The 24241-nt window shown below is 33.6% G+C and carries 26 protein-coding genes; 20 read left to right on the forward strand and 6 right to left on the reverse strand.

Going from position 1 to position 24241, the window contains the following annotated elements:
* Positions 1-177: 177 nt before the first annotated feature.
* On the forward strand, positions 178-897 hold the full coding sequence (locus AC1VAQ_RS17800) for a YdcF family protein (RefSeq protein ID WP_302598793.1): 720 nt from the start codon (positions 178-180) through the stop codon (positions 895-897).
* 153 nt (positions 898-1050) lie between these two features.
* Positions 1051-1452, forward strand: coding sequence for a pyridoxamine 5'-phosphate oxidase family protein (locus AC1VAQ_RS17805; protein ID WP_302598791.1), 402 nt, complete (start codon positions 1051-1053; stop codon positions 1450-1452).
* Positions 1453-1500: 48 nt separating this feature from the next.
* On the opposite strand, the gene AC1VAQ_RS17810 is transcribed toward AC1VAQ_RS17805, so the two are convergent.
* Positions 1501-1830 (reverse strand): winged helix-turn-helix transcriptional regulator, encoded by a 330-nt coding sequence (locus AC1VAQ_RS17810; protein WP_302598799.1) that lies wholly within the window; start codon positions 1828-1830, stop codon positions 1501-1503.
* Between the two features lie 311 nt (positions 1831-2141).
* On the opposite strand from AC1VAQ_RS17810, the gene AC1VAQ_RS17815 reads away from it, so the two are divergent.
* The 3 genes from AC1VAQ_RS17815 to AC1VAQ_RS17825 all read left to right on the forward strand — a co-directional run bounded on the left by AC1VAQ_RS17815 (position 2142) and on the right by AC1VAQ_RS17825 (position 4580).
* Entirely contained in the window at positions 2142-2999 is an 858-nt protein-coding gene (locus AC1VAQ_RS17815; protein ID WP_302598789.1) for an SIR2 family NAD-dependent protein deacylase, read from the forward strand.
* An 85-nt stretch (positions 3000-3084) separates the two neighbouring features.
* Positions 3085-3864, forward strand: coding sequence for a protein-ADP-ribose hydrolase (locus tag AC1VAQ_RS17820; RefSeq protein ID WP_302598798.1), 780 nt, complete (start codon positions 3085-3087; stop codon positions 3862-3864).
* Positions 3865-3956: 92 nt separating this feature from the next.
* Positions 3957-4580, forward strand: a complete 624-nt coding sequence (locus tag AC1VAQ_RS17825) for a flavodoxin family protein (RefSeq protein ID WP_302598788.1) — start codon at positions 3957-3959, stop codon at positions 4578-4580.
* A 111-nt stretch (positions 4581-4691) separates the two neighbouring features.
* On the opposite strand, the gene AC1VAQ_RS17830 is transcribed toward AC1VAQ_RS17825, so the two are convergent.
* Both AC1VAQ_RS17830 and AC1VAQ_RS17835 read right to left on the reverse strand, forming a co-directional pair.
* Positions 4692-4952 carry a hypothetical protein gene (locus tag AC1VAQ_RS17830; RefSeq protein ID WP_302598787.1) on the reverse strand — a complete coding sequence of 87 codons (261 nt, stop codon included), beginning with the start codon at positions 4950-4952 and terminating at the stop codon, positions 4692-4694.
* 63 nt (positions 4953-5015) lie between these two features.
* The gene (locus AC1VAQ_RS17835; RefSeq protein ID WP_302598786.1) at positions 5016-6932 is read right to left on the reverse strand and encodes an ABC-F family ATP-binding cassette domain-containing protein; all 1917 of its coding nucleotides are present in this window, start codon (positions 6930-6932) and stop codon (positions 5016-5018) included.
* 146 nt (positions 6933-7078) lie between these two features.
* Here AC1VAQ_RS17835 and AC1VAQ_RS17840 point away from each other — a divergent pair, with 146 nt between their 5' ends.
* From AC1VAQ_RS17840 to radA, 13 genes are all read left to right on the forward strand, one after another.
* Positions 7079-7735, forward strand: a complete 657-nt coding sequence (locus AC1VAQ_RS17840; protein ID WP_302598785.1) for a redox-sensing transcriptional repressor Rex — start codon at positions 7079-7081, stop codon at positions 7733-7735.
* A 508-nt stretch (positions 7736-8243) separates the two neighbouring features.
* Positions 8244-8936 (forward strand): hypothetical protein, encoded by a 693-nt coding sequence (locus tag AC1VAQ_RS17845; RefSeq protein ID WP_302598783.1) that lies wholly within the window; start codon positions 8244-8246, stop codon positions 8934-8936.
* Complete coding sequence (gene acpS / locus AC1VAQ_RS17850; protein ID WP_302598782.1) at positions 8933-9310, forward strand: holo-ACP synthase; 378 nt, start codon at positions 8933-8935, stop codon at positions 9308-9310. The genes AC1VAQ_RS17845 and acpS overlap by 4 nt, the downstream gene beginning before the upstream one ends.
* 1 nt (position 9311) lies before the next feature.
* Positions 9312-10865: an NAD(P)H-hydrate dehydratase gene (locus AC1VAQ_RS17855; protein WP_302598780.1), complete on the forward strand. Its 1554-nt coding sequence runs from the start codon at positions 9312-9314 to the stop codon at positions 10863-10865.
* A gap of 81 nt (positions 10866-10946) precedes the next feature.
* Complete coding sequence (locus tag AC1VAQ_RS17860) at positions 10947-11396, forward strand: CBS domain-containing protein (protein WP_302598776.1); 450 nt, start codon at positions 10947-10949, stop codon at positions 11394-11396.
* A gap of 14 nt (positions 11397-11410) precedes the next feature.
* Positions 11411-11998, forward strand: coding sequence for a LolA family protein (locus AC1VAQ_RS17865; protein ID WP_302598774.1), 588 nt, complete (start codon positions 11411-11413; stop codon positions 11996-11998).
* 32 nt (positions 11999-12030) lie between these two features.
* Positions 12031-13158 carry an alanine racemase gene (gene alr / locus AC1VAQ_RS17870; RefSeq protein ID WP_302598773.1) on the forward strand — a complete coding sequence of 376 codons (1128 nt, stop codon included), beginning with the start codon at positions 12031-12033 and terminating at the stop codon, positions 13156-13158.
* A gap of 77 nt (positions 13159-13235) precedes the next feature.
* Positions 13236-13502: a hypothetical protein gene (locus AC1VAQ_RS17875; protein ID WP_302598772.1), complete on the forward strand. Its 267-nt coding sequence runs from the start codon at positions 13236-13238 to the stop codon at positions 13500-13502.
* Positions 13493-13840 carry a type II toxin-antitoxin system PemK/MazF family toxin gene (locus AC1VAQ_RS17880; RefSeq protein WP_302598771.1) on the forward strand — a complete coding sequence of 116 codons (348 nt, stop codon included), beginning with the start codon at positions 13493-13495 and terminating at the stop codon, positions 13838-13840. Before AC1VAQ_RS17875 ends, AC1VAQ_RS17880 begins: the two co-directional genes overlap by 10 nt.
* 411 nt (positions 13841-14251) lie before the next feature.
* Entirely contained in the window at positions 14252-14719 is a 468-nt protein-coding gene (locus tag AC1VAQ_RS17885) for a hypothetical protein (protein ID WP_302598770.1), read from the forward strand.
* 50 nt (positions 14720-14769) lie between these two features.
* The gene (locus AC1VAQ_RS17890; RefSeq protein ID WP_302598769.1) at positions 14770-17220 is read left to right on the forward strand and encodes an ATP-dependent Clp protease ATP-binding subunit; all 2451 of its coding nucleotides are present in this window, start codon (positions 14770-14772) and stop codon (positions 17218-17220) included.
* Positions 17221-17314: 94 nt separating this feature from the next.
* Positions 17315-17734, forward strand: coding sequence for an endosialidase (locus tag AC1VAQ_RS17895; RefSeq protein WP_302598767.1), 420 nt, complete (start codon positions 17315-17317; stop codon positions 17732-17734).
* A gap of 205 nt (positions 17735-17939) precedes the next feature.
* Positions 17940-19340: a DNA repair protein RadA gene (gene radA / locus AC1VAQ_RS17900; protein ID WP_302598766.1), complete on the forward strand. Its 1401-nt coding sequence runs from the start codon at positions 17940-17942 to the stop codon at positions 19338-19340.
* A 69-nt stretch (positions 19341-19409) separates the two neighbouring features.
* Here radA and AC1VAQ_RS17905 read toward each other — a convergent pair whose 3' ends face one another.
* Positions 19410-19601 carry a ferredoxin gene (locus AC1VAQ_RS17905; protein ID WP_302598764.1) on the reverse strand — a complete coding sequence of 64 codons (192 nt, stop codon included), beginning with the start codon at positions 19599-19601 and terminating at the stop codon, positions 19410-19412.
* A 518-nt stretch (positions 19602-20119) separates the two neighbouring features.
* Between AC1VAQ_RS17905 and AC1VAQ_RS17910 the strand changes: the two genes are divergently transcribed.
* On the forward strand, positions 20120-21658 hold the full coding sequence (locus AC1VAQ_RS17910; RefSeq protein WP_302598763.1) for an AbgT family transporter: 1539 nt from the start codon (positions 20120-20122) through the stop codon (positions 21656-21658).
* 178 nt (positions 21659-21836) lie between these two features.
* Here the strand turns inward: AC1VAQ_RS17910 and AC1VAQ_RS17915 are convergent, their stop codons facing one another.
* Positions 21837-22313 (reverse strand): NUDIX domain-containing protein, encoded by a 477-nt coding sequence (locus AC1VAQ_RS17915; protein WP_302598762.1) that lies wholly within the window; start codon positions 22311-22313, stop codon positions 21837-21839.
* Positions 22314-22667: 354 nt separating this feature from the next.
* Positions 22668-23075 (reverse strand): nucleoside triphosphate pyrophosphohydrolase family protein, encoded by a 408-nt coding sequence (locus AC1VAQ_RS17920; RefSeq protein ID WP_302598761.1) that lies wholly within the window; start codon positions 23073-23075, stop codon positions 22668-22670.
* 263 nt (positions 23076-23338) lie between these two features.
* Between AC1VAQ_RS17920 and AC1VAQ_RS17925 the strand changes: the two genes are divergently transcribed.
* Positions 23339-24037, forward strand: coding sequence for a M48 family metallopeptidase (locus AC1VAQ_RS17925; protein ID WP_302598760.1), 699 nt, complete (start codon positions 23339-23341; stop codon positions 24035-24037).
* The last annotated feature ends 204 nt before the right edge of the window (positions 24038-24241 follow it).

The following is a 24241-nucleotide window of genomic DNA, read 5'->3' on the forward strand; positions in this document are numbered from 1 at the left end:
GAAACCTATTTACCTACATGTATATTTCAAGTTTTTAGTTGGTTTCTCTATATATAAAAATATTTATCGAAATATATGAAATAAAGTTGATTATTTAAGAAAATATATTTAGAATTAATACATTATTTGTGAAATAAAGTAGCATATAAGTAAACATAGAATATATGGAGGAGAAAAATGATTTGGTTATTTCGTATGATGGTGGTATTTGCCTGTTTAAACTTAGCAAATATTATTATTGTAGATGGTGGTGCAGGGATGGAGCTTGTGTGGGTAGGGATTATTATAATAAGCTTATTATTCTCATTTAAAAAGATTTACTGTTTCTTTTTTAAAAGGGCTTGGTTTAAATGGTTATTTATAAGCGGCATCAGTATATTTGTATTAGTGGAAGGGCTTATTGTAGTAAATGGTTTGGGAATTGATGTACCAGAAAATAGTGATTATCTCATTGTACTAGGTGCGAGGGTTAGGGGTGAAACACCTTCACTTTCTTTAAAAGCGCGCTTAGATGTGGCGTATGAATATTTAGTGGAAAATCCAGAAACAAAGGCAGTATTATCAGGGGGACAAGGAGTGGGTGAAGATATTTCAGAAGCAGAAGCTATGTGTAGATATTTAGTGGATAAAGGTATAGCAGAAGAGCGCTTGAAATTAGAAGATCAATCAAGGGATACAACACAAAACTTAAAGTATTCCTTTGAAATAATCGATGCAGAAAAGGGGGATGCTACGGTTGTTATAGTAACTAACCGTTTTCATGTGTTAAGAAGTAAAATGATAGCTAAAGATTTAGGCAAAAAGGTAAGTGGTATAGGTGCAAGGACATTATACTTCTTAATTCCTACATATTATTTGAGAGAATTCTTTGCAGTTGCTGTAGAGGTTATTTTTTAAAGTGTTAAGGGTATCCTTTTGGTAACTATACCACTTTATTGTGCATACTTTGCAAGGGAATTAAAGTATTTTATACTACAAGCATAAGAAGTGGCCGCTTCCATAGTAGTAATATATTTAATTAGGGGGCATTGTCCCAAATAGGAGGCAATTATGAACGAAGTAGTAAAATTCTTAGAAGCAAATCCAGTACAATATTTAGCAACAGTAGGCAGAGATGGTAAGGCAAAATGTCGTCCGTTTATGTTCTGTTTTGAAAAGGAAGGAAAGCTTTGGTTCTGTACAAATAATACAAAAGATGTTTATCAAGATATGTTGGCAAATCCTGAAATTGAAGTTTGTGTATCAAGTCCTGAGTATGCATGGCTACGTTTAAATGGAAAAGTTGTATTTAAAAATGATATGGCTGTTAAAGAAGGCTGTATGTTAAATCCTATTGTCAAAGGTCAATATCAATCAGCAGAGAATCCAATTTTTGAAGTATTTTACTTAGAAAATGCCAAAGCAACAATTGCAGACTTTTCAGGTAACCCACCTCAAACATATAGCTTATAACAAAAAGGATATTGCACATTATGTGTGCAATATCCTTTTTGTTTGTCATTATATTTTGTGAGTAAGTTGATGCTTATAATTTTCGCCCCATGCAAGCATAGCATCTAAGATGGGTTCTAGGCTGCGACCTGTATCTGTAAGTGAATATTCAACACGTGGGGGAACTTCAGGATAAACGGTACGTGTTATTAGACCGCTCTCTTCCATATCACGCAAGTTGCTAGTTAAAACTTTTTGTGTAATGCCAGTCACAGATTTCATGAGTTCCCCAAAACGCTTGGTGCCTGTTAAAAGGTCACGTATAATTAATACTTTCCATTTGTTACTGATAAGCCCGAGCGTTGTTTCAACAGGACAAGCTGGAAGTTCTTTTGCCATAATAATCTCCTTTATAGAAAGTTTAGTAAGACATACTTGTAATGTTGCAACAAGTGTCATCTAATCTTTTACTTATAGATTTATTATAGTGATTTAAATATTAAAATTCAATAATAGTATCCATATGGAAACTACACCACTTTATTGTGCGTACTTTCTTAAAGGGATTAATGCTTTTAGAATGAAAGTAGAGTAAAGCAGGTGGAACTTATGAAAACAAGGGACTAAATATTAAAAGAAGGACGATTGCTTAGAGTGTTGTCCATTTGGTGTAGTAGAGAAATGAGTATATGAATAGAGGTGGTGTATAAATGCTCAGTAAGAAAGAAGAATATAAGTTAGACATAAGAAAGATTGAAAGGTTGCGTGAAGAAATAGAAAAAGCAGATGCGATAATCATTGGTGCAGGTGCAGGACTTTCTACTGCTGCTGGCTTTTCATACACAGGTGAAAGATTTCAGAAGTACTTTAAGGATTTTGCAGATAAATATGGGATCACTGATATGTATTCAGGCGGATTTTACCCATTTAAGACACTAGAAGAGTATTGGGCATGGTGGAGCCGTCAAATTTATTATAATCGTTATATAGATGCACCAAAGCCAGTATATGATGATTTGTTAAGCATAGTAAAAGATAAGGCGTATTTTGTTATTACTACCAATGTAGATCATATGTTTCAAAAAGTAGGTTTTGATAAAAAACGTTTGTTTTATACACAGGGAGATTATGGTTTATGGCAGTGTACTGTGCCATGTCATCAGCTAACTTATGACAATGAAGAGACTGTTTATAAAATGATAGAACAGCAGAAGGATATGAAAGTGCCAGCAGAGTTAATGCCATATTGCCCTGTTTGTGGCAAGCCTATGACGATGAATCTGAGATGTGATAATACTTTTGTGGAGAATGAAGGTTGGCAGCGTGCAGCAAAAAGATATTCGGAGTTTCTTAGTAGAAATAAAAATCAGCATATATTATTTTTAGAACTAGGTACAGGGATGAACACACCAGGCATTATAAAATATAGATTTTGGCAGATGACGCACCAGTGGGAGAAAGCTACGTATGCTTGCATCAATCTAGGGGAAGCTTATGCACCTAGGGAAATAGAAGAAAAATCTATTCGTATTAATGAGGATATTGGAAAGGTACTGAAACAATTATGAGAAAATAGCTTATGGTATATAGGCGGATCTAGGAAGAAAAGTATTGAATGTTTAAGTTATAAGATAAGGAGGCATATAGCAGATGATAAAGCAAGAAGAAAGATTAGATTATTTAATTGATGTTTTAATAAAAGAAGATGAGCAATATGCTACGCTAGAAATACCACAAGGATATATGGGGAAAGAAAGGCTCCTTAGGTCTTTAATGAATGTTCGTTCGCCAAGGCCAATTTCAGAGCAATTTTTAAAGGTACAGGATGAATATTTAAAAGAGGCATTGCAAAGCTGTGGTATTTGTGATGCTGCAAAATTGCCAGCTGTTAAAGTAGATGAACGTATAGCCTTATGGCAAGGAGATATTACAACATTAAAGATAGGGGCCATTGTAAATGCAGCGAATAGTCAGCTAAGAGGCTGTTTTGTTCCAGGTCATTCATGTATTGATAATTGTATTCATAGTTTTGCAGGCATACAGTTGAGACTTGATTGTGATACACTTATGAACGCACAAGGATATGAAGAGCCTACTGGAAAGGCGAAAATAACAAAGGCTTATAATTTACCTTGTGAGTATGTCTTGCATACAGTAGGACCCATTGTGCATAGCAAAGTAACAGCGGTAGAAAAAGATTTACTGGCTAATTGTTATAAATCTTGTTTAGAGCTAGCCGTAGCACATCAAATAGAAAGTATTGCTTTTTGCTGTATTTCAACAGGTGTATTTTGTTTTCCTAATGAATTAGCAGCAGAAATTGCAGTAGGGGTAGTGAGGGAATTTTTAAAGGCAAATCAGACATTAAAGAAAGTAGTATTTAATGTTTTTAAAGATGAAGACCTTAAAATCTATGAAAGTTTGCTAAGCTAATATAAAGTAGTAACTTATTTTGTGATAAAATGATAGTGAAATATCATATAAATAACAAGATAGGTATTTATAACGTATAAGGAGTGGGAGAAATGAAAGTATTACTGATTAATGGAAGTCCTCGCAAAAATGGCTGTACATACACAGCTTTATGCGAGGTGGCAAAGCCTTTAAATGAATGCGGTATTGAAACAGAGATTGTACATATTGGTGCAAAACCTGTGAGAGGTTGCATTGGCTGTGGACAATGTAGTGGTAAGGTTAAATGTGTATTTGATGATGATATTACCAACGAAATTATTCAAAAAGCAGGAGAAGCAGATGGTTTTATTGTAGGATCACCTGTTTATTATGCATCTCCTAATGGGACTTTAATAAGTCTCTTAGATAGAGCTTTTTATGCAGGCAAATCAAACTTTAAGAGTAAACCAGCAGCAGCTATTGTGAGTGCCAGAAGAGGAGGAACAACAGCTTCATTAGAAGTTATTAATAAATACTTTACTTTTGCAGAGATGCCACTTGTCTCTTCAAGTTACTGGAACATGGTACATGGCAGCAAGCCAGAAGATGTGATGCAGGATGAAGAAGGCTTACAAATTATGCGTAACCTTGGCAGAAATATGGCATGGCTTCTTAAGTGCATTGAAGCAGGTAAAGAAAAAGGAATAGAATGTCCACAAAACGAATACACTAATCGTACGAACTTTATTAGATAGTTTGTTATGGAGCATGAAAGCCCTACGCCAAACGAGTATTTAAACTAACTTGGCGTAGGGCTTTTTATAGGCTAAGAAAGTACTGCTTTCTTGTAAAACTATAATAATGCTTTAACGCTTATTAAGTTCATGGAACCTTTTGTGCTGCAATCCGAGGAGGCAAATAAGCGTTCCTAGAGTCACAGCAGAAGTAAAAAGTCCAAATACGATTTTGCCATTTGAGACACGCTTAAAAATTAGCGAGGTCACTGTAGTTGTAATACTGCCGCCGCCAATATAAGCTACTAAATTAATGGCTGTAAAAAATAAAATAAGATGCAATAGTGCTGGATGGTCTTTTAAAAATAGAAAGCCATCTTTATAATCCTGCACATAATCTTTTAGTCCAGTAGCCTGTATAGCACGCGATATTTCATCAGGAAACGTAATATATTTTTATAGCGCTTCGCTAAGTGATTCCCAGTCTTCATAAAGCTTAGCAACTTGAGCTTCAAGGTCACTTTTTCTTTGAAGCAGTTCTTTGCTTTTTTCAGCATTAGTATAAACTTCTTCAAGGCAAAGCTGTGCATCGATATCTTCCATTTCAGCTTCGGCTTCTTGAATAGTTGTTTCTACTTTTGTAATTTGATTTTGAATACGTCTAATACGTGTTTGTTCTTCTTTTTGTTTTTGCCAGTCATCTTTGTTAGATGGAGCAGCAGGAGCAGTTGCTACTGCTGTTTTAACAGTTACTTTTGGCACTGGTGTAGTAAGAAGTTCTTTTTTCTTCTCTACATAGTAATCATAGTCCCCAAGGAATTCTTTTGCACCTGTTTGATTCATTTCAATGACTTTGCTTGCTGTTTGATTAATGAAGTAACGGTCATGGGATACATATAATACAGTTCCCTCGTAATTTGAAATGGCACTTTCTAATATTTCCTTTGATAAGATGTCTAAGTGGTTAGTCGGTTCATCTAGGATTAAAAAGTTAGCTTTTGAAAGCATAATCTTAGCAAGTGCCACACGTCCTCTTTCACCACCGCTTAAGGCAGAAATTGGTTTGAAAACATCATCATTTGTAAATAAGAAAGCAGCAAGCATATTACGGATTTCACCATTTTTAAGTTCTGGGAAAGAAGTTTGGATTTCTTCCATAATCGTATTAGTTGTATCTAATGTAGAATGCTCCTGGTCATAGTAGCCCACCATAACATTAGAACCTAAACGTACAGTACCCGAGGATGCAGGAATTTGCTCTAAGATGATACGGAAGAGTGTTGTTTTACCGACGCCGTTAGGACCAACTAAGGCAACTTTATCACCTTTTTTAATAGACATATTCATGTTGCTAAATAAAGGTGCATCTTCAAAAGTTTTGCTGACTTCTTTGAGGTCTAATACGTCATTACCGCTTGGAATACGTGGCGTAAGTACAAGTTGCATTGGTTTATTATCAATCATTGGAGCATCCATAACCTCAATTTTATCAAGAGCCTTTTCGCGGCTTCTTGCACGTTTAAGAGATTTTTCACGGTTAAATTGCTTAAGTTTAGCAATAACGGCTTGTTGCTGAGCGATTTCTCTTTGTTGCTTTTCAAAGTGTTTCATAGCAATTTCGTATTCTTTTTCACTTTTAATCACATAGTCGCTATAGTTACCATTATAAACAAAGGCCTGACCGAATTCTAAGTGAATTACTTTTGTAACAATCTTATCTAAGAAGTAACGGTCGTGGGAAATGATGATAACAGCACCTTTATAGCTGCGAAGGAAACCTTCTAACCATTCAATAGCTTCAATATCTAAGTGGTTAGTCGGTTCATCAAGGAGAAGAAGTGTAGGTTCTTGGAGTAAGAGCTTACCTAAAGCTACACGGTTCTTTTGACCACCAGATAAAATAGAAATAGGTTTTTCATAAACAGATTCATCAAAACCAAGACCTTTTAAGACACCTTTGACGAGGCTTTTATATTCATAGCCTTTTTTGTTTTCAAATTCTGTGCGGAGGGCATCATAGCTTCCCATTAAATCTAATGAAGAAGTTCTGGCGATTTCAGCTTCCATATCATGAAGCTTTGTTTCAAGGGCAATAACTTCATCAAATACATGAAGAAGTTCTTCATAAACGGTTCTTTCTGAATCCAGGTCCATATGTTGTTTTAAGTAGCCGATGGTACAATCCTTACTACAAGAAATGCTACCCCCATCACTTTCCATTTCCTTCGTAAGAATTTTAAGTAATGTGGTTTTACCCGCACCATTATTTCCTATTAAAGCTACCTTTTCATGATCTTCTATATGAAAACTAACATTTTTAAGTACAGTTTGATCAATAAATGTTTTTTGTATATTACTGCATGAGATAATCATTTTTAGCCTCCTTAGTAATTCTTTTTTAATTTTAGCAAAAAAAAGTGCAAAAAGAAAGGAAACATGCCAAGAATCTACATTGACAAAAAAAAAACCTAAATGTATACTGAAATCACTACGTATATGAGAAGTGAGGAGTTGAAAACGTGACAGAAGAAAGAAAAATTTCTATGGCTGTAGTAAGACGTTTACCACGTTATTATCGTTACTTAGGTGAACTACTACAAAAAGGTGTGACAAAAATCTCATCTAGGGAATTAAGCGAGAAAATGAATGTAACAGCCTCACAAATTCGTCAAGATCTTAACAATTTTGGAGGCTTCGGACAACAAGGATATGGTTACAATGTGGAATATCTCTACACAGAAATCGGCAAAATTTTAGGGCTTCATCAAAATTATAAAATGATTATCGTCGGAGTAGGTAATTTAGGACAAGCTATTGCTAACTCAACTTCATTTAGCAAACGTGGTTTTAAGACGATAGGTCTTTTTGATGTTAATCCAAGACTCATCGGAATGAGTATTAATGGTGTAGAGGTTATGGATATTGATAAGATGGAGGAATTCGTTAAAGAAAACGGAGTAGAAATTGCAATCTTAACAATGCCAAAAACACGCGTTAAAGAAACAGCAGAAAATTTAGCGAAGTGGGGAATTAAAGGGCTTTGGAATTTCTCACCAGTTGACTTATTCTTACCTGATACAGTACAAGTAGAGAACGTACACTTATCACAAAACTTAATGACCTTAGCATATAAAATAAATGAAGCAGAACATGGGCGTACGCCTAAAGAATTATAAGGTATGTTAAAAGAGCTATCACAGATTATTTCCGTGATAGCTTTTTTAAATTTCTATAGAGAAACAAATTAAAAACTTGAAATATGCATCGAGGTAAATAGGTTTCTCCTAATGATTTCACATGACTCAAGACTATGAATAATTAAAATTTATAAATGTGAAATCTATATAGAGAAACCAAAAACTTGAAATATGCATTTAGGTAAATAGATTTCTCTCAATGATTTCACATGACTACAAACTATGAATAACTAAATTTTATAAATGTGAAATCTATAATAAGGTATAAAGAAATTGAAAAAAGAGAATGCATAATTTATTCTTTCAAAATGCCGACATATTTATAAGTGACCAGCATTTATTGATGAAATTCATATTCTAATATTAAAAAACAAGATATAATATAGAGAAACTGGCTATAAAGTTAAAAAATATATAATAATAAAACTTTATAAATGTGATATCTATAATATAGAGCCTATAAGAGTAATAATTAAGGGGGCAAGGGATGTTCGGATTTGGAAAGAAAAATAGAAAAGTAGTTGTACAGGATGATATAGCAGATAATGTAAAGTTATCAGATAAGCAAGTAGAAATTAAAAAAAGCTATATTAATACGGTCTTAGAAAATAGGAAGTTACCTATTGTGCTATTAGATCCACTATGGTATACCGTTAAGGAACAAATAAAAAGTAAAGTGATTGATGAAAAAGAAAAGCTGTTACAAGAACTTCTTAAGGAACAGGCACGTTTAAATACGGATTATAAAGAGTATAATAAAGTGAAGCAAAATTTCCTAAAGCAAATTTTAGCTTTAAGTGGAGAAGTACAAGGTGAAGATGGGGATAAAAAAATAGAAGAACTCAATAAATTACATCAAAGTACTTTAGAAGTAAATAATCGTTTAGAGAATATTGAAACAAGACTTGAAGAGGTAGATGAGCAGGTTCAAGTAACTAATAAAGAGCTTATAGGGGAGATGGTAGCAGTAGGTTATGAATATATAGATATTCATCGTCAAAAAGAGATAAAGCTAGAGTCAGAGATTGAGGCACTTCGTGCTGAAATGCTTAAGAAAACTAATGAAAAGAAACAAAGTGAAAAATTTTTAAAGGATATCTACAATTATCTTCATAATATTGTAGGGCAACAGCAAATTGAAATTATCGATAAAACATTATGGGATACGAATAAAAAATGATATTAGGAATAGGAACAGACATTATTGAAATTAGTCGCATTGAAAAGGCTGTTAAAAAAACACCTTCTTTTTTAAGTAAGGTGTTTACACCAAATGAAATGAGCTATTTTGAAACGAAGAATTATCGCGCAGAAACGATAGCAGGTGTTTTTGCAGCAAAAGAAGCAGTAAGTAAGGCACTAGGTACAGGCTTTAGAAATTTTTCAGCCAGTGATATAGAAATTACACCAGATAGATTGGGAAAACCTAAAGTTTATTTGTTAAATAAAGCACAAAGATTAGGGCAAGAATTAGGTGTGACGGCTATGCAGGTAAGTATTTCACATTGCCAGACTTATGCAGTGGCCTATGCCCTAGCAGAAGGAGGAGAATAATATGAAATTAATGACGCCTACTCAAATGAGAAAAATAGATGAATTAGCAACGGCTAGGTATGGTATACCTAGCCTTTTGCTTATGGAACAAGCTTCATATCAAGTGTTTAAAGCCATAGAAGCATTAGATGAGAACCTGGAGGAGATTGTTATTGTTTGTGGTCCTGGTAATAATGGCGGGGATGGCCTTTCGCTTGCAAGGCAACTTGTAAGCTGGTCAAAGCGTAAGGTAATTATCTTAATGTTAGCATCTTCTGAGAAACTTTCAGCAGATGGCAAGACCTATTATGAAATTGCTAAAAATATGGACATTCCATTAGTTCATATTACAAATGAGAATATAGAAATAGCCAGAGGTTATTTAAATAATGCGGATCTTATTGTTGATGCAATTTTTGGCACAGGTTTAACGAGAAAGGTACAAGGGATATTTGCAGAAATTATAGCAACTATAAATGAAGTAGGAGCTATTAAAATTTGTGTCGATATCCCTTCTGGCATAGATGGGACAACAGGACAGGTACAAGGTATAGCAGTTAAGGCCAATCAAACAATTACGTTTGCAGCATTAAAGACAGGGCTTGTATTATATCCTGCAATTGACTATGTAGGGCATGTACAAGTTGTGCCAATTGGCATTCCACAGGAGCTTATAAATGAGACAGAAACTAAGCAATTTTCACTAGAAAAAGAAGAGATGAAAAGCATATTGCCTAAACGTTTCACTAGGAGTAATAAAGGGACTTATGGCAAAATAATTATAATAGGTGGGCAGAAGGGAATGTCAGGCGCACCGACTTTAGCAAGCGAGGCTGCACTCAAAATAGGTAGTGGTCTTGTAACAGCTGCAGTACCGGAAAGCATTCATGACATTATGGAGGTAAAGCTTACAGAAGTTATGACTGTTCCACTAAGAGATGAAGAAGGACATATTGCATTAGAAGGCGTTAAACAGATTAAAGAGCTAATTTCAAACTATACTAAGGTTGCTATAGGACCTGGTCTTGGCAGGAGTGAAGCAGCTAAAAAGGCAGTAAAAGAAGTACTTCTAAGTGACAAGCCGTGTGTCATAGACGCAGATGGCCTTTATTATGTAAGTGACATGTTAGAAATTCTTAAAAAGCGTATGGCACCTACAATTCTTACACCACATCCTGGAGAAATGGCTAGGCTCACAGGGGCAACAATTGAAGAAATTTTAGAACATCCTATAGAAAATGCTAGACAATTTGCACAAAAAAATAAGGTTATTTTGGTTCTCAAAATAGAAAGAACAGTAATTGCAGATGAGACTGGCAACATATATATAAGTAGAAGTGGTAATAATGGTATGGCAAAAGGAGGGAGTGGTGACGTTTTAACGGGACTTATTACAGGTTTATGGGCACAGAATATAATGCCAATTGAGGCAACTAAATTAGGTGTTTATATACAATCAAGAGCTGGAGATTTACTTGTGCAAAAGAAAAATGAATATAGTTTGCTTCCAAGTGATATATATAAAGAGGGCATAAATTTAGTTATCGAAGACTTAGTGTCTAAAAAACAGAAGTAATTTTTATATATTAAAGAAGATGAACGGTTAAGTTATAGGTGCTTCATTAAACAGATGAGGCTTCACCTAGGAGGTGAAAAAATGCGTGCTAGAGATATCATGAAAAAGAATGTTATTTTTGTATCAAAAGAAGAAAAGGTTAAGGATATCGTCAGCATATTGATGCAAAATCATGTAAGTGGCGTGCCAGTGGTAGATAATAATAAACAATTAGTAGGCATTGTAACTGAAAAAGACTTAATTACAAAAGAAAAGGGATTAAATATTTCATCATATCTAGAGTTTGTTGCGAGTATATTATTTATAGATGGGGAAATACCATACAAACAAAAGTACAGACATTTGAATTACCTTACTGCAAGTGATATAATGTCATCACCAGTATATGCAGTCCATTTAGATGCAACAATCGGTGAAATCGCATCCATTATGATGAATAGGCGAATTAATCGTATACCTGTTATTAATGAGAGAAATCAATTAGTAGGTATTATAGGCAGAAGCGACTTACTTCCAACACTTATAAAATAGTAGGGGGAAGCAAAGTGAGAGCACGAAGGATTGTTTTGTTTATATTTTTGTTACTTATTTCGGTTGTTTTTTATGGATGTCAAAAGGAAAGTAGCAATGCATCAGTGGATGCAGAAAGTCTCATAAAGAATATGAAGACATATGAAGTAGATGCTACCATAACGTTTTTGAAAGACACGCAACCTAATGTAATAAAGATGAAGCAAAGAGCTGAGGTAGGCGGTGCGTATACTATGACCATTGAAAGCCCAGAGCATCTTAAGGGCTACCAAGTAAGTTATGAAAATAATGAAGTGATAGAATACAATCCAATTACAAAAACAAGTTTCAAAGGTAAAGTATTAACTGCAAGAAATGAAGTGCTTCTTGGAAGTTTTATTGCCCACTATCTAGAGGGTAGCGCAGCTAAAAAGGAAGAAACAACATTAAATGGTAAGAAGACAACATGTTTTGAGACAATGATTCCAGGAGACTACAAGTATATGGCTAATGAAAAGCTGTGGTTTGATGAGACTACTAAGACACCTATTAAAATGGAGATTACAGGTGTTGATGGTAGTACATCTATACTTATTGAATTTGAAAATTTTAAACATAACTAAGGAAAAAGTGGAAGTAAACCAAGGAGGAGAATATGGAATCTCTTAGACCACGTGTCGTTGCAGAAGTAAGTATCTCTGCAATTAAACATAATTATAAAGAAATTAGAAAGCATATACCTAAGTATACAGAAATGATGGCAATTATCAAAGCGGACGCTTATGGTCATGGTGCCTTAAAAATCGCAAGTATTTTGCAACAAGAGGGCGTTAACCGCTTTGCTGTTGCTATTGCCAAAGAAGGTGAAGAGCTTAGAAAGAATGGCATTACATCACCTATACTTGTACTGGGTTATACACCAAGAGCTGACATTAAAACTCTAATCCAAAATGATTTAACACAAACTGTTTTTTCATATGAAATGGCAAAGTATATATCAGATGAGGCAGTGAAACTTAATAAAACAGTTAATATTCATATAAAAGTGGATACTGGAATGGGACGTATTGGATTTTTATCTTGCCCACAAAGTATTGAAGAGGTACTAAAAATTTCAAAACTGCCTCATATTAATATGGAAGGAATTTTTACGCACTTCTCTACAGCAGATGAAGAAGATGTAAGTTATACCAAAGAACAGTGGAGTATATTTGAAGGTTTTTTGAAAGAACTACACGAAGTAGGTATAGACTTACCTATAATACATGCAGCTAATAGTGCAGCAATTATGTGCCATGGATATGCAGATCTCAATGTAGTAAGACCAGGGATTATACTTTATGGTTACTATCCGTCTACATATCTAAAAGGTAAGATATTAAATCTTCAACCAGCTATGACACTCAAGACGCAGGTGGTACATGTAAAAGAACTCCCAGAAGGTAATTATGTAGGTTATGGTAGAAAATATTATACCCATCAAAAAACTAAGATTGCAACAATACCAATTGGCTATGCAGATGGTTACTCAAGGAGATTAAGTAATAAAGGAAGAGTGCTTATTAGAGGCCAGTATGCTCCAATTGTAGGTAACATTTGTATGGATCAATTTATGGTAGATGTAACCCATATTAAAGATGTAAGCGTAGAAGATGAGGTGGTTGTTTTCGGTGCTCAAGGAGAAAACAATATTCCTATAGAAGAGATAGCTGAAATCTTGGGTACAATTAATTATGAAGTCATGTGTATGATAGGGAAGCGAGTTCCACGTATTTATGTATAAATAAAAAATTTAATAACATCGTATAAAATGATAAGAAAATGGCAAAAATGAAAATAGCTAGTTAGGAGTAAATCACGATGTTAGTGGGGAGTGATTTGCAAGTGGCGAAGTCAAGAAGTGATTGTAGCAAAAATGATTATAAGGTGGGTCATACCCACCCCATGCATACTGGTAAAAATAAAGAGAAAGTCCCCGATAACGAGTGTGCATTTAATACGATGAAAAAAGGCTATAAAGAAATGGCGGCTATTAACTTGGCCCTCTCAAATTATTGTTTTCAAGCAGAGAGTGAGGTCCAGTCTTATTACGATCGCGTAGCGGAGTGTGAGGAAAAGTGCAAGTAAAACGTGGAGATATTTTTTATGCAGATTTAAGCCCTGTTATAGGGTCAGAGCAAGGTGGCATCAGACCTGTACTTGTGGTACAAAATGATGTGGGTAATAAATTTAGTCCTACTGTAATTTGTGCAGCAATCACTTCAAAGATAAATAAAGCCAAGCTTCCTACACATGTAGAAATTGATGCAGCAGAATATGAGTTGGTTAAAAATTCTGTTATACTCCTAGAGCAAATTAGGACGATCGATAAAAAGAGACTGAAAGAAAAAATTTGTCATTTAGATGATGAGCTTATGGCTCAGGTAGATAAGGGGATTAAGGTTAGTTTTGCACTAAATACATAGTAATGTATAGGAGACTTTGAAATAAGTCTCTTTTTTTTATAGGACTAAGAAAGGTCAGTACTTAGTGTTAAGAAAACTTTTTATTATAATACAGGGGTGTATTAATCTTAGTATTTTTGTTTAAAATATCAAATAAGTGTGATAAAATGAAAATCAAAGATTATGATGAGCATATAGTCTTGAATGTTATCTTAATAGTAAATTTATTTTTGCTCAGTATAATGACTATAGACTAATCATTATTAGAGTGATTTGTCGCAGTGATAATTCTGAAGATATGTTACTATAAGTAATTATTACAGAGAGTACTAGTTACAAGCAACACGTGCATATATTAATTAGAGGATTTGAAGTGGCTAGAATAAAGGTAGTATATTAAAAATAGAGTAAAAATATTGGGAGGTAATAAAGATGGCAGATATTTTTAGCAAATTAGGAGATAGTATTAAGACAACTATTAAAGAAGCAGTTGATCAAACTCAGAAATCAGTAGATCAAGCAAGTATTAGAACTGATTTAATTGCTAAGAAAAATGAACTTAAAAAGTTATATCAAACACTAGGCGAAAGTCACTATAAAGCCTATACAACAGGCGAAAGTGATGAAACGCAAGGTGCTATTTATGAAAAAATTACAGAACTTGTAAAAGATATAGAAGAAGCAGAAAAGAAATTAGAGGATATCGTAAATACTCAGAAAACAAGCTTTAACAGTTTTAAAGAAGATGTGAAATCCACATGGGGTGAAATGCAGACAAAAGCAGCGGAGGAAACAAAGCAAGCTGATAATGTTAAGGTTATGAAAGTTTGCCCAGTTTGTAATACTGGAAATAATATTCATGCTGCATATTGTATTCACTGTGGCAATAAATTTGAATAATATTTCACAGGACTTGAAGAAGAGGCCTCTAGGATAGGAGATGAGCATATATGGAAATTAAATTTACACCACAGGCACAGATTGCTATTGAATATGCAGAGCAGGTCATGACAGAGTTTAGACATGGATATTTAGGAACAGAGCATTTATTAGTAGGATTAATTCATTCACCTAATTCAGTTTCTAAAAAAGCTCTTGAAAGCTGTGGCATTGTAGAAGAAGATATTTTAAATAAGATTAAAGAAGTAATAGGAGTGGGCGTAGTTAATCTCGCCCTTCCTAAAGATTTTACACCTAGAGTAAAGAGAATTTTTGAGATGAGTGCCCAGTTTACAAAAGAGTTAGGAACAGATGGCATTGGGACAGAATACTTACTTATTAGTATGTTAAGAGAAAAGAACTGTGTTGCAGTAAGATTATTAGAAGCGTTAGGCGTAAATACTAATAAATTACTAAGCTCTTTAATGGAAGTGCTAACAGGTGGCAGTCAAAAAACAGAAGCTAATTTTAGTAGTGTAAAAGATGGTAATAAAAAGGTGAAGTCTACTACACCTACACTTGATAAATATAGTAGGGATTTAACTGGACTTGCAAGAGATGAGAAGTTTGATCCTATTATTGGTAGAGAAGCAGAAATTGAACGTGTAATTCAAATTCTTTCAAGAAGAACAAAAAACAATCCTTGCCTTGTAGGAGAACCAGGAGTTGGTAAAACAGCAGTTGTAGAAGGACTAGCTCAAAAGATTGTTAGTGGTAATATTCCAGATTTATTAAAGGATAAGCGTGTTGTATCACTAGATTTATCTACAATGATTTCTGGTACAAAGTATCGTGGTGAATTTGAGGAACGAATCAATAAGGTACTTGAAGAGGTAAGAGCAGTAGGAGATGTTATACTTTTCATTGATGAACTTCATACGATTATAGGTGCAGGTGCAGCAGAAGGTGCTATGGATGCTTCTAATATTTTAAAGCCATCTTTAGCAAGAGGAGAAATACAGCTTGTAGGTGCAACTACATTAGATGAATATCGCAAACATATTGAAAAGGATGCAGCACTCGAAAGACGTTTCCAACCTGTACAAGTAGAAGAACCTACACAGGAAGAAACCTTAGAAATTTTAAAAGGTATAAAAGATAAATATGAAGTACATCATCAAGTTCAAATTACTGAAGATGCACTTAAGGCAGCTGTAAAACTTTCAAGTAGATATATAGCGGACCGTTATTTACCAGATAAAGCAATTGACCTTATTGATGAAGCTGCTTCTAAAGTAAGACTTCGTTCATATACTTCACCAGCGAATGTAAAAGAACTTGAAGAAAAGCTTGCTAAACTTGGTAAGGCTAAAGAAGAAGCTATTATTAGTGAAGAATATGAGAAAGCTGCCCAAATAAAAGCACAAGAAAATGAAATAAAAGAACAAATTGCAAGTGCTAAAGTAGAATGGGATACAAAGCATACAAAAAATAATCAAATTGTAACTGAAGAAGATGTAGCAGATATTGTAAGTAGTTGGACACATATTCCTGTTAGACGTTTAGCAGAAGAAGAATCAGAACGTCTTCGTAATATGGAAAATATCTTACATGAACGTGTTATTGGGCAAGAGGAAGCTATCAAAGCTGTATCAAAAGCAGTAAGAAGAGGACGTGTAGGACTTAAAGATCCAAATAGACCAATCGGCTCATTTATTTTCTTAGGACCAACAGGTGTAGGTAAGACAGAGCTTACTAAAGCACTAGCTGAAGCAATGTTTGGTGATGAAAATGCTATGATTCGTGTAGATATGTCTGAATATATGGAGAAACATACCGTATCTAAAATGATAGGTTCACCTCCAGGTTATGTAGGTTATGATGAAGGTGGACAACTTACAGAAAAAGTAAGAAGAAAGCCTTATAGTGTTATTTTGTTTGATGAAATTGAAAAAGCGCATGGTGATGTATTTAATATTCTTCTTCAAATATTAGATGATGGTCATATTACAGATTCTAAAGGGCGTCGTATTGATTTCAAAAATACAATTATTATTATGACATCTAATATTGGGGCAAGGAATATCATTGAACCAAAACGCGTTGGTTTCGTTTCGGCAGAAGATGCTCAAAAGTCCTATGAAGATATGAAGAAAAATGTTATGGAAGAGGTTAAACGTACATTTAAGCCAGAATTCTTAAATCGTATTGATGAAACAATTGTATTCCATCCACTTACAACGGAAAATATTAGGGCAATTGCAGGTATTATGATTAATAAGCTTATTGCACGTATTAGTAAAAATGTAGGTATTGAGATTGAACTTAGTAAAGAAGCTGTAGATTTCCTAGCTGAAAAAGGCTATGATAAGGCATATGGTGCAAGACCACTTAGAAGAACAATTCAAACTTATATTGAAGATCAATTATCAGATGAAATTTTAGGTGGTAATTTACGTGAAGGCGATAAAGTAGTGGTAAACCTTGAAAATGAATTATGTGTATTTAACAAACAAATTTAAAATAATATCGCAAACGTATACTTTTTTTAGTGAATCATGTATAATATAGTAAATCATTACATTATAAAGAGAGAAAACATTGGAGGATTTAGCAATGGCTGTTGTAAATGAAATTATTAGGTTAGAAGAGAATGGGGCACTTAGTTTTGGAAACTATGAACTTAAAGAAAAAACTAAAGTATTAGATTTCGAAGTAGAAGGTAGATTATATAAAGCAAAGACATTCTACGAAGTAACTAAACTTAAAAGAGATGGAGCCCTCGTATATGAATCATTACCAGGCACAACTGTTCATGATTTTAAAGTAACTGATCAAGAAGTAAGCTTTAGTGTAGAAGGTAATGAAAGTTCACAAATCACATTAGAGCTAGAAGCTAATACAGAATATAAGCTTCTGATTGATGATATGACAGTTGGAAATGTTAAATCTAATTTATCAGGAAAAGTAAGTTTCTCAGTTGATTGTGGCAGAGAATCACAAGCAGTAGTATTAAAGAAAGTAAATAAACAATAAATCAAAAGCTACCTAGGAGATTTCTAGGTAGCTTTTGTAATATAGTACAGTTAGAAATGATGTTAGTGTATGAAAAATAAAATGCTTGGTATATACTAAAAAAGACCTTAAATAATATAAGAACCTTCTGTAGACCTATAGATTTCGTATCTGTAAGTTTTAGTTAGTCTTTATAAAATAAATAGTCAGTAAGAAAGGATATGAGATGGCAAAAGCAAAACAAATATATATATGTACAAGTTGTGGACAAGTTTATTCTAAGTGGCAAGGTAGATGTGATGGTTGTAAAGAGTGGAATACAATTATTGAGCAGGAACCAGAACCAGTAAGAAAAGCAGGCGGAAATAGAGTGGTAAAAGGTAATATTGCTACAAGGCGATTAATTGATGTATCAGGAAGTACATCTGAACGTATTATCACAGATATTAGTGAATTTAATCGTGTAATGGGGGGAGGAATTGTAAAAGATTCTATGACCATTATTACGGCAAGGCCTGGTGCTGGTAAATCTACATTATTATTACAAGTAGCTCAAGATGTAGCGGATAAAGGTCTTAATGTCCTATATGCATCAGGAGAAGAAAGTGAAGGACAAATTAAAAATCGTGCGGAGCGTATACTTGATAAGGTTAATCCTAATATATGGATCCATTCAGATGTAAGTATGAATAATGTATTAGCTGTTATCGAAGAAGTTGATGCGGATTTGATTATTGTTGATAGTATTCAGACCTTTATTATGGAAGAGTACAGTTCAAGGCCTGGTAGCCCTGTACAAACGATGGAATGTGCCAATGCACTTCTTCAAGTTGCTAAAGGTGGCAAAAAACCACGAGCCGTTATAGTTGTAGGGCAAATGACGAAAGATGATGAGATTGCAGGTGTAAGAGCATTAGAACATTTGGTAGATGCAGTACTAATTATAGAAGGAGAAAGTGGAGAAGAGTTAAGAGGTATTATAGCATCTAAAAATCGTTTTGGTTCTACGGGAGAAGCAGCCTTTTTTGCCATGACAGAAAAAGGCATGGAGCCTATTGAAAATCCTTCTGAATATTTTATGACACAAAGGGAAGAGGATGACAAGGTATCAGGTTGCGCGTTGACAGTAGTAAGAGAGGGGACGCGACCTATTATTGTAGAAGTGGAAAGTTTAGTAAGTACTTCTTTTACGCCATATCCATCACGCATCAGTGAAAATATTAAGCGAGAGCAGTTAAATACGCTTATTTCTATTTTAGAGCAGCGTGGAAAAATACAGCTTTATGATAAAAATGTAGTTGTAAAAACAACTGGAGGACTTAAGCTAAAAGAACAAGCAGCTAATTTAGCAATTATTATGAGTGTAGTTTCTTCTGAAAAAGGAAAGAGTATTCCAAGCAGTACATTGTTCATTGCAGACATTGGTTTGACGGGAGAATTAAAACGAGTGCCAACTTTAGAAGCTAGACTTCGTGAAGCGGATCGCATGGGATATAAAAAAGCTTATGTGGCAAGAAAGTCTCTTCAGCGTGATTTAAAATTAAAAAACCTTCAAGTGATAGAAAAAAATACACTCAGTGAGGTGATTTGGAGTGTGTTTGAGGAAGACAAAAATATTCCTTTTTAAAAAACAATTCAAACAAAAGGCGACTAATACCTTAGGTATTAGTCGCCTTTTGCTTGAAACATTATTTTATTATTCTTCGATTGAGATAGCATCTACAGGGCAGCAATCTCTTGCTTCTGTTACATCGTCTACAAGAGTAGCATCAATTTCAGTAGCAATAGCTTCTGATACGCCTTCATCATTCATGCTAAATACACTATCACACATTGAAACGCAAAGTGCACAACCGATACATGTATCTTGATCTACAATAGCTTTCATTTTATAAGTCTCCTATACTGTTGTTATTCTAAAAAGATAATTCTTTCAAAATGTATTCCGTACGCGGACTAAAATCCGACAGGAATAAACAACCAAGTGAAAATGAAATTTCCAAGGTCTAACAATAATATAGCATATATTTCTATTAAAAGAAAGTAATTATTTATAGTTGAATATTCTGAATAATGACGTGATAAAAGTGAAAATACAAGAAATATGAAGGATTTAATGCTTTGGCTTGCGAATGTCAGTATAGGTTAGATAATTATATGAATAAATTTTAGCGAGTTGAAGTGGTAAAATTTAAGTGATATCAAGGGTTTGGTGGTATTTTGGTTTAATGTGATAAAAGTTAACATAATTTTTTTTGGTATAAATGTTGCAAAAGCTGGGTGATGTTGTTATAATGAAAAACAGTTAAAGCGGAGTTAACATAATTTATACAAGGCAATACAGTATTATATATACGCGTTTAATGTATACATATGTTCACATCTTAATCATATAGGAGGAGAATTATGCGAAAACAAGATAAAAGTAAACAATCTTTAATCGAAAAAATCGGTAAAAAGATTCCAGATCCTGTTATTATCTTTATGGGATTATATGCAATTACAATGATTATCACATTATTCTTAGGTGGTAAAGAGTTCAGCACATTAGGAGCTGACGGTAGCACAATTAGTTACCAAATCAAAAATATGTTTGATGCAGAGAATATCAGATGGATTTTCGATAATGCACTTACAACAAACTGGTTACAATACGGCGGAGGAGTTCTTGGAACAATTCTTGTTGTAATGTTAGGGGTAGGCCTTGCAGAAGAATCAGGTCTTCTTTCAACACTTATTAAAAAAGTAGGACTTAAAGTATCAGATAAATACTTACCATATGTACTTGTATTCTTAGGAATCATGAGTAGTGTGGCAACAGATGCAGGATATGTTATTCTTATTCCACTTGCAGGTCTTTTATATGCAGGTCTTAAGAAAAATCCATTAATCGGTATGGCAGCAGCCTTTGCTGGGGTGTCAGCTGGATTCAGTGCAAACTTAATTCCAGGAACACCAGTAGACGTTATTCTTGGTACAAATGCTAAAGCGTTTGCAGAAGCACAAGGTGTACCATTTACAAATGCGGCAGGTGTTGCACTTAATGCACCAACAATGCACTATATCTTCGTATTAGTTTCAACTGTTATTTTAACAGTTGTAGGTGGATTTATTACAAGTAAAGTAATTAAACCAAGACTTGAGAAACAAGATTACACAATCCCAGCAGATATGAATCTTGATGACTTTACAGTTAAACCAGAAGAAAACAAAGCACTTAAATGGGCTGGGCTTGGTCTTTTAGTAGGTATTGCAATTGTAGCTTTACTTGGATTTGGACCACTTGCTTCATATGTAACTGAAGAAGGTAAAGAAGTAACTCCATTCCTTGATAACATTATCTTAATTATTACATTCTTATTCTTCATGCCAGGTTTATTCTACGGTGTAAAAGTAGGGATGTTCAAGAAATTAGATGATGTAGTTAAAGCAATGTCTAAGTCAATGAGTTCAATGGGTGCTGTAATCGTACTTACATTCTTCTCTTATAACTTCTTAGCACTTCTTAGCCAATCACAACTTGGAACATACATTACTTACTTAGGTGCAACAGGTCTTCAAAAAATGGGACTTTCAGATTTCCCAATTTTACTTATCATTGGATTCATCATTGTAACAGCGATTATTAACTTATTCGTTGGTGGTATGACATCTAAATGGATGTTACTTGGACCAATTTTCGTACCAATGTTATATCAAGTAAATAGTAACATGACACCAGATATCGTAGCAGCTGCATATAGAGTAGCTGACTCATCAACTAATATTATTACACCACTTATGTCATATGCAGGTTTAATATTAGTATTCATGAGAAAATACAAACCAGAATATTCAGTAGGTGACTTAATTAGCTTAATGTTCCCTTACTCAATTTCATTCTTAATAATCTGGTCAACAGTATTAATTGGATTCTTTACATTTGGACTTCCATTAGGATTCTAATTTATAAATATAGAGTAAAAAGCAGGCGAACCTTAGGGGATGCCTGCTTTTTGCTTTGTTTTGAAAGTTCGCTACTTATTATATAGAAGACTTATATAGAAGACGGCGGATAAATATCTTGAACAGATAATAAAAAATAACCACATAGAAAACGAAGAAGCGAGAAGAACTTCGTTTTCTATGTGGTTATTTGACCTCTTTGGTAGATTTCATGATTTACAAAGCCGTTTCTTAAATCTTCCCAGAATTGTTCTTTAAAAACAGGCGGGTAAATAGGAATCCCAGAGTTTTTTAAGTCTTCTTCTGAAATAAAGCGACATTCTTGAATAAATTGTTCTTCAATTTCAGGATCTATTCCAGCTTTTAAATTTTCTATATCATCAATTGTAGTAAGGAAGAAGAGTCCTAGATGATGTGTATTAATAGAATAATCTACGTATTCACTTACATAAAGTAGTTTCATAGGACGGCAATGAACATTGCATTCTTCTTCGACTTCCCGAACAATGGTGTCAATAACGCTTTCTTCTCCTTCCATACCGCCGCCAGGTAATGTCCACCATTCAAAACCAGTTGTAGGATTTTTTTGCCTTAAGACAAGTAATTCCTTATTTTCATTAATAATAATAGCAGCAGCTCTTGGTCGTAAATTCATAAATGCCTCCTAAGTAATTTGCGAGTGATTTAGCATCACTAGGTTTATCTGTAGACTATTTCACTATATACAGCAATGATTTAAATAAAATAACTAATGTTTTTTTAACAACTTATAGAGAAACCAACTGAAATATACATATAGATAAATAGGTTTCTCCTAATGATTTCACATGACTAGAAATCATGAATAACTAAGATTTATAAATGTGAAATCTATAGATTTATTATATCATAATAGCTGATAATATATAGTAGTGTAATAATCCTAAAACAAAGTATCATATAATTATAAAATTAAGAAATACTAAGTATATATTGGTTTTTGGCGGTATTTTCGTTATACTATAATTAATTATCTAAGTGAATATTTTCCTAAGAGTGCTGTACGATATTGTTCATCTTCTAGAACTTTAGAAAGCGGAATGTTAAAGGTATTAGCAATAGCACCTAAATAAAAAAGTACACGCCCCATTTCTTTAGAGATAAGTTCTTCACAGGCAGGACATAAGGTACCATTTACATGTGTACTAAGAAGTGTACGAACTTCATCTAAAGAAACTTCTTCTGTAATAGGATAAGGTTGTTTTGAAGCATTAATTGTAATGCAACCACAAGTGGTTGAAGCCTTAGAAATGGCACGGCAAAGATGTGTACAAGCATCTTGAAGTTTAGTTGTTTGATCGAGAATACTCTTGTTGCGAATAAGGACAGTATCTATAAAGTCTTGAAAGTCTTTAAGTTCACTGCTATTAGTAGCCATTGTAATCTCCTTTCTAATAATAAAGCTACCTTATTAATATAGGATGCTTTTTAGGGTTTTATTTATTATAACATACTAAAAGATTCTGATAAATACAAAAAGGAAAATATTAGTGTAAATATAAAAGTATGATATAAATTGGTCTTTCCTATTTGATAACACATATGTTAACTTAGATATGTACAAATATGATGAAATTTGATATAATAAACAATGTTTGTTCTAAGAATTAAACATGGATAAAAAAATGAAGGGGTACTAAAATGAAACTACACTTTGATTACAAAGGCACCAAAATAACCTATGAGCTAACCTATAAAAAAACTAGAGCAATCTCCATTAATATTGATGCTGATGGAAAAGTTAGTGTAATCGCTCCAATAGGAACATCAGTATTTGCGGTTATGGATAAGATTAAAGGCAATGCACCTTGGATTCTTAGTAAGCTCGCAAATAATGCAGTAGAGATTAGAGAAACCAAAGAACCTGAATTATTAGAGCAATATACTTATTTAGGCAAAAACTATGGTCTAGAGATTGTAAAAGTAGATGAAGCACCTATTAAAGTAAAAATGGTAAGAGGCAAATTTGTTATAGAAACAAATACAGAAAATAAAGCTGAGATTCGAAATGCAATTATTTTATGGTATAAAGATAAAGTTGAAGCCAAAATTAAAGAAAGATTAAAAGTATATAAAGAATCATTTGAGATTATTCCAACAGAGATTGAAGTGGCAGATGACAATAAAGTTTTCTTCCGTGCAAATGATAAAGTTATTTTTGCTAATGTAAGATTAGGGATGGTAACAGTAGATGTTATGGATTATGTTATTGTAAGTAGCTTATGCCACATTAATACAGAAGATAAAGAAGCAGCTTTAGCTAAGTTAAAAGAACTTCTTCCAAACTATGAAAAAAGTGCACAATGGATTGAAGAAAATAAAAATCAATTAAGCTTATAAAATGTGTTGACAAATAGTAATACAATCTAGTATAATTCTTTGAGTCAGCACATTAACTGGGCTGCAAATGAAAGAAAATTAAAACTTGACAAGTAACAAGTAAGTTGATATACTAGTCGAGTATCGTACTTTGAAAACTGAACACAATTAATGATAGATTTTAGTAAACTATAGCAATATAGTTTGCGCCTAACGATAAATGTA

Source organism: Cellulosilyticum sp., from assembly GCF_982396655.1.

Excerpts from the sequence above, each read along its gene's own strand:
- AC1VAQ_RS17800 (WP_302598793.1), top strand. The coding sequence starts at position 178 with ATGATTTGGTTATTTCGTATGATGGTGGTATTTGCCTGTTTAAACTTA.
- AC1VAQ_RS17805 (WP_302598791.1), top strand. The coding sequence starts at position 1,051 with ATGAACGAAGTAGTAAAATTCTTAGAAGCAAATCCAGTACAATATTTA.
- AC1VAQ_RS17810 (WP_302598799.1), bottom strand. The coding sequence starts at position 1,830 with ATGGCAAAAGAACTTCCAGCTTGTCCTGTTGAAACAACGCTCGGGCTT.
- AC1VAQ_RS17815 (WP_302598789.1), top strand. The coding sequence starts at position 2,142 with ATGCTCAGTAAGAAAGAAGAATATAAGTTAGACATAAGAAAGATTGAA.
- AC1VAQ_RS17825 (WP_302598788.1), top strand. The coding sequence starts at position 3,957 with ATGAAAGTATTACTGATTAATGGAAGTCCTCGCAAAAATGGCTGTACA.
- AC1VAQ_RS17835 (WP_302598786.1), bottom strand. The coding sequence starts at position 6,932 with ATGATTATCTCATGCAGTAATATACAAAAAACATTTATTGATCAAACT.
- AC1VAQ_RS17845 (WP_302598783.1), top strand. The coding sequence starts at position 8,244 with ATGTTCGGATTTGGAAAGAAAAATAGAAAAGTAGTTGTACAGGATGAT.
- acpS (WP_302598782.1), top strand. The coding sequence starts at position 8,933 with ATGATATTAGGAATAGGAACAGACATTATTGAAATTAGTCGCATTGAA.
- AC1VAQ_RS17855 (WP_302598780.1), top strand. The coding sequence starts at position 9,312 with ATGAAATTAATGACGCCTACTCAAATGAGAAAAATAGATGAATTAGCA.
- AC1VAQ_RS17860 (WP_302598776.1), top strand. The coding sequence starts at position 10,947 with ATGCGTGCTAGAGATATCATGAAAAAGAATGTTATTTTTGTATCAAAA.
- alr (WP_302598773.1), top strand. The coding sequence starts at position 12,031 with ATGGAATCTCTTAGACCACGTGTCGTTGCAGAAGTAAGTATCTCTGCA.
- AC1VAQ_RS17875 (WP_302598772.1), top strand. The coding sequence starts at position 13,236 with ATGTTAGTGGGGAGTGATTTGCAAGTGGCGAAGTCAAGAAGTGATTGT.
- AC1VAQ_RS17885 (WP_302598770.1), top strand. The coding sequence starts at position 14,252 with ATGGCAGATATTTTTAGCAAATTAGGAGATAGTATTAAGACAACTATT.
- AC1VAQ_RS17890 (WP_302598769.1), top strand. The coding sequence starts at position 14,770 with ATGGAAATTAAATTTACACCACAGGCACAGATTGCTATTGAATATGCA.
- AC1VAQ_RS17895 (WP_302598767.1), top strand. The coding sequence starts at position 17,315 with ATGGCTGTTGTAAATGAAATTATTAGGTTAGAAGAGAATGGGGCACTT.
- radA (WP_302598766.1), top strand. The coding sequence starts at position 17,940 with ATGGCAAAAGCAAAACAAATATATATATGTACAAGTTGTGGACAAGTT.
- AC1VAQ_RS17905 (WP_302598764.1), bottom strand. The coding sequence starts at position 19,601 with ATGAAAGCTATTGTAGATCAAGATACATGTATCGGTTGTGCACTTTGC.
- AC1VAQ_RS17910 (WP_302598763.1), top strand. The coding sequence starts at position 20,120 with ATGCGAAAACAAGATAAAAGTAAACAATCTTTAATCGAAAAAATCGGT.
- AC1VAQ_RS17915 (WP_302598762.1), bottom strand. The coding sequence starts at position 22,313 with ATGAATTTACGACCAAGAGCTGCTGCTATTATTATTAATGAAAATAAG.
- AC1VAQ_RS17920 (WP_302598761.1), bottom strand. The coding sequence starts at position 23,075 with ATGGCTACTAATAGCAGTGAACTTAAAGACTTTCAAGACTTTATAGAT.
- AC1VAQ_RS17925 (WP_302598760.1), top strand. The coding sequence starts at position 23,339 with ATGAAACTACACTTTGATTACAAAGGCACCAAAATAACCTATGAGCTA.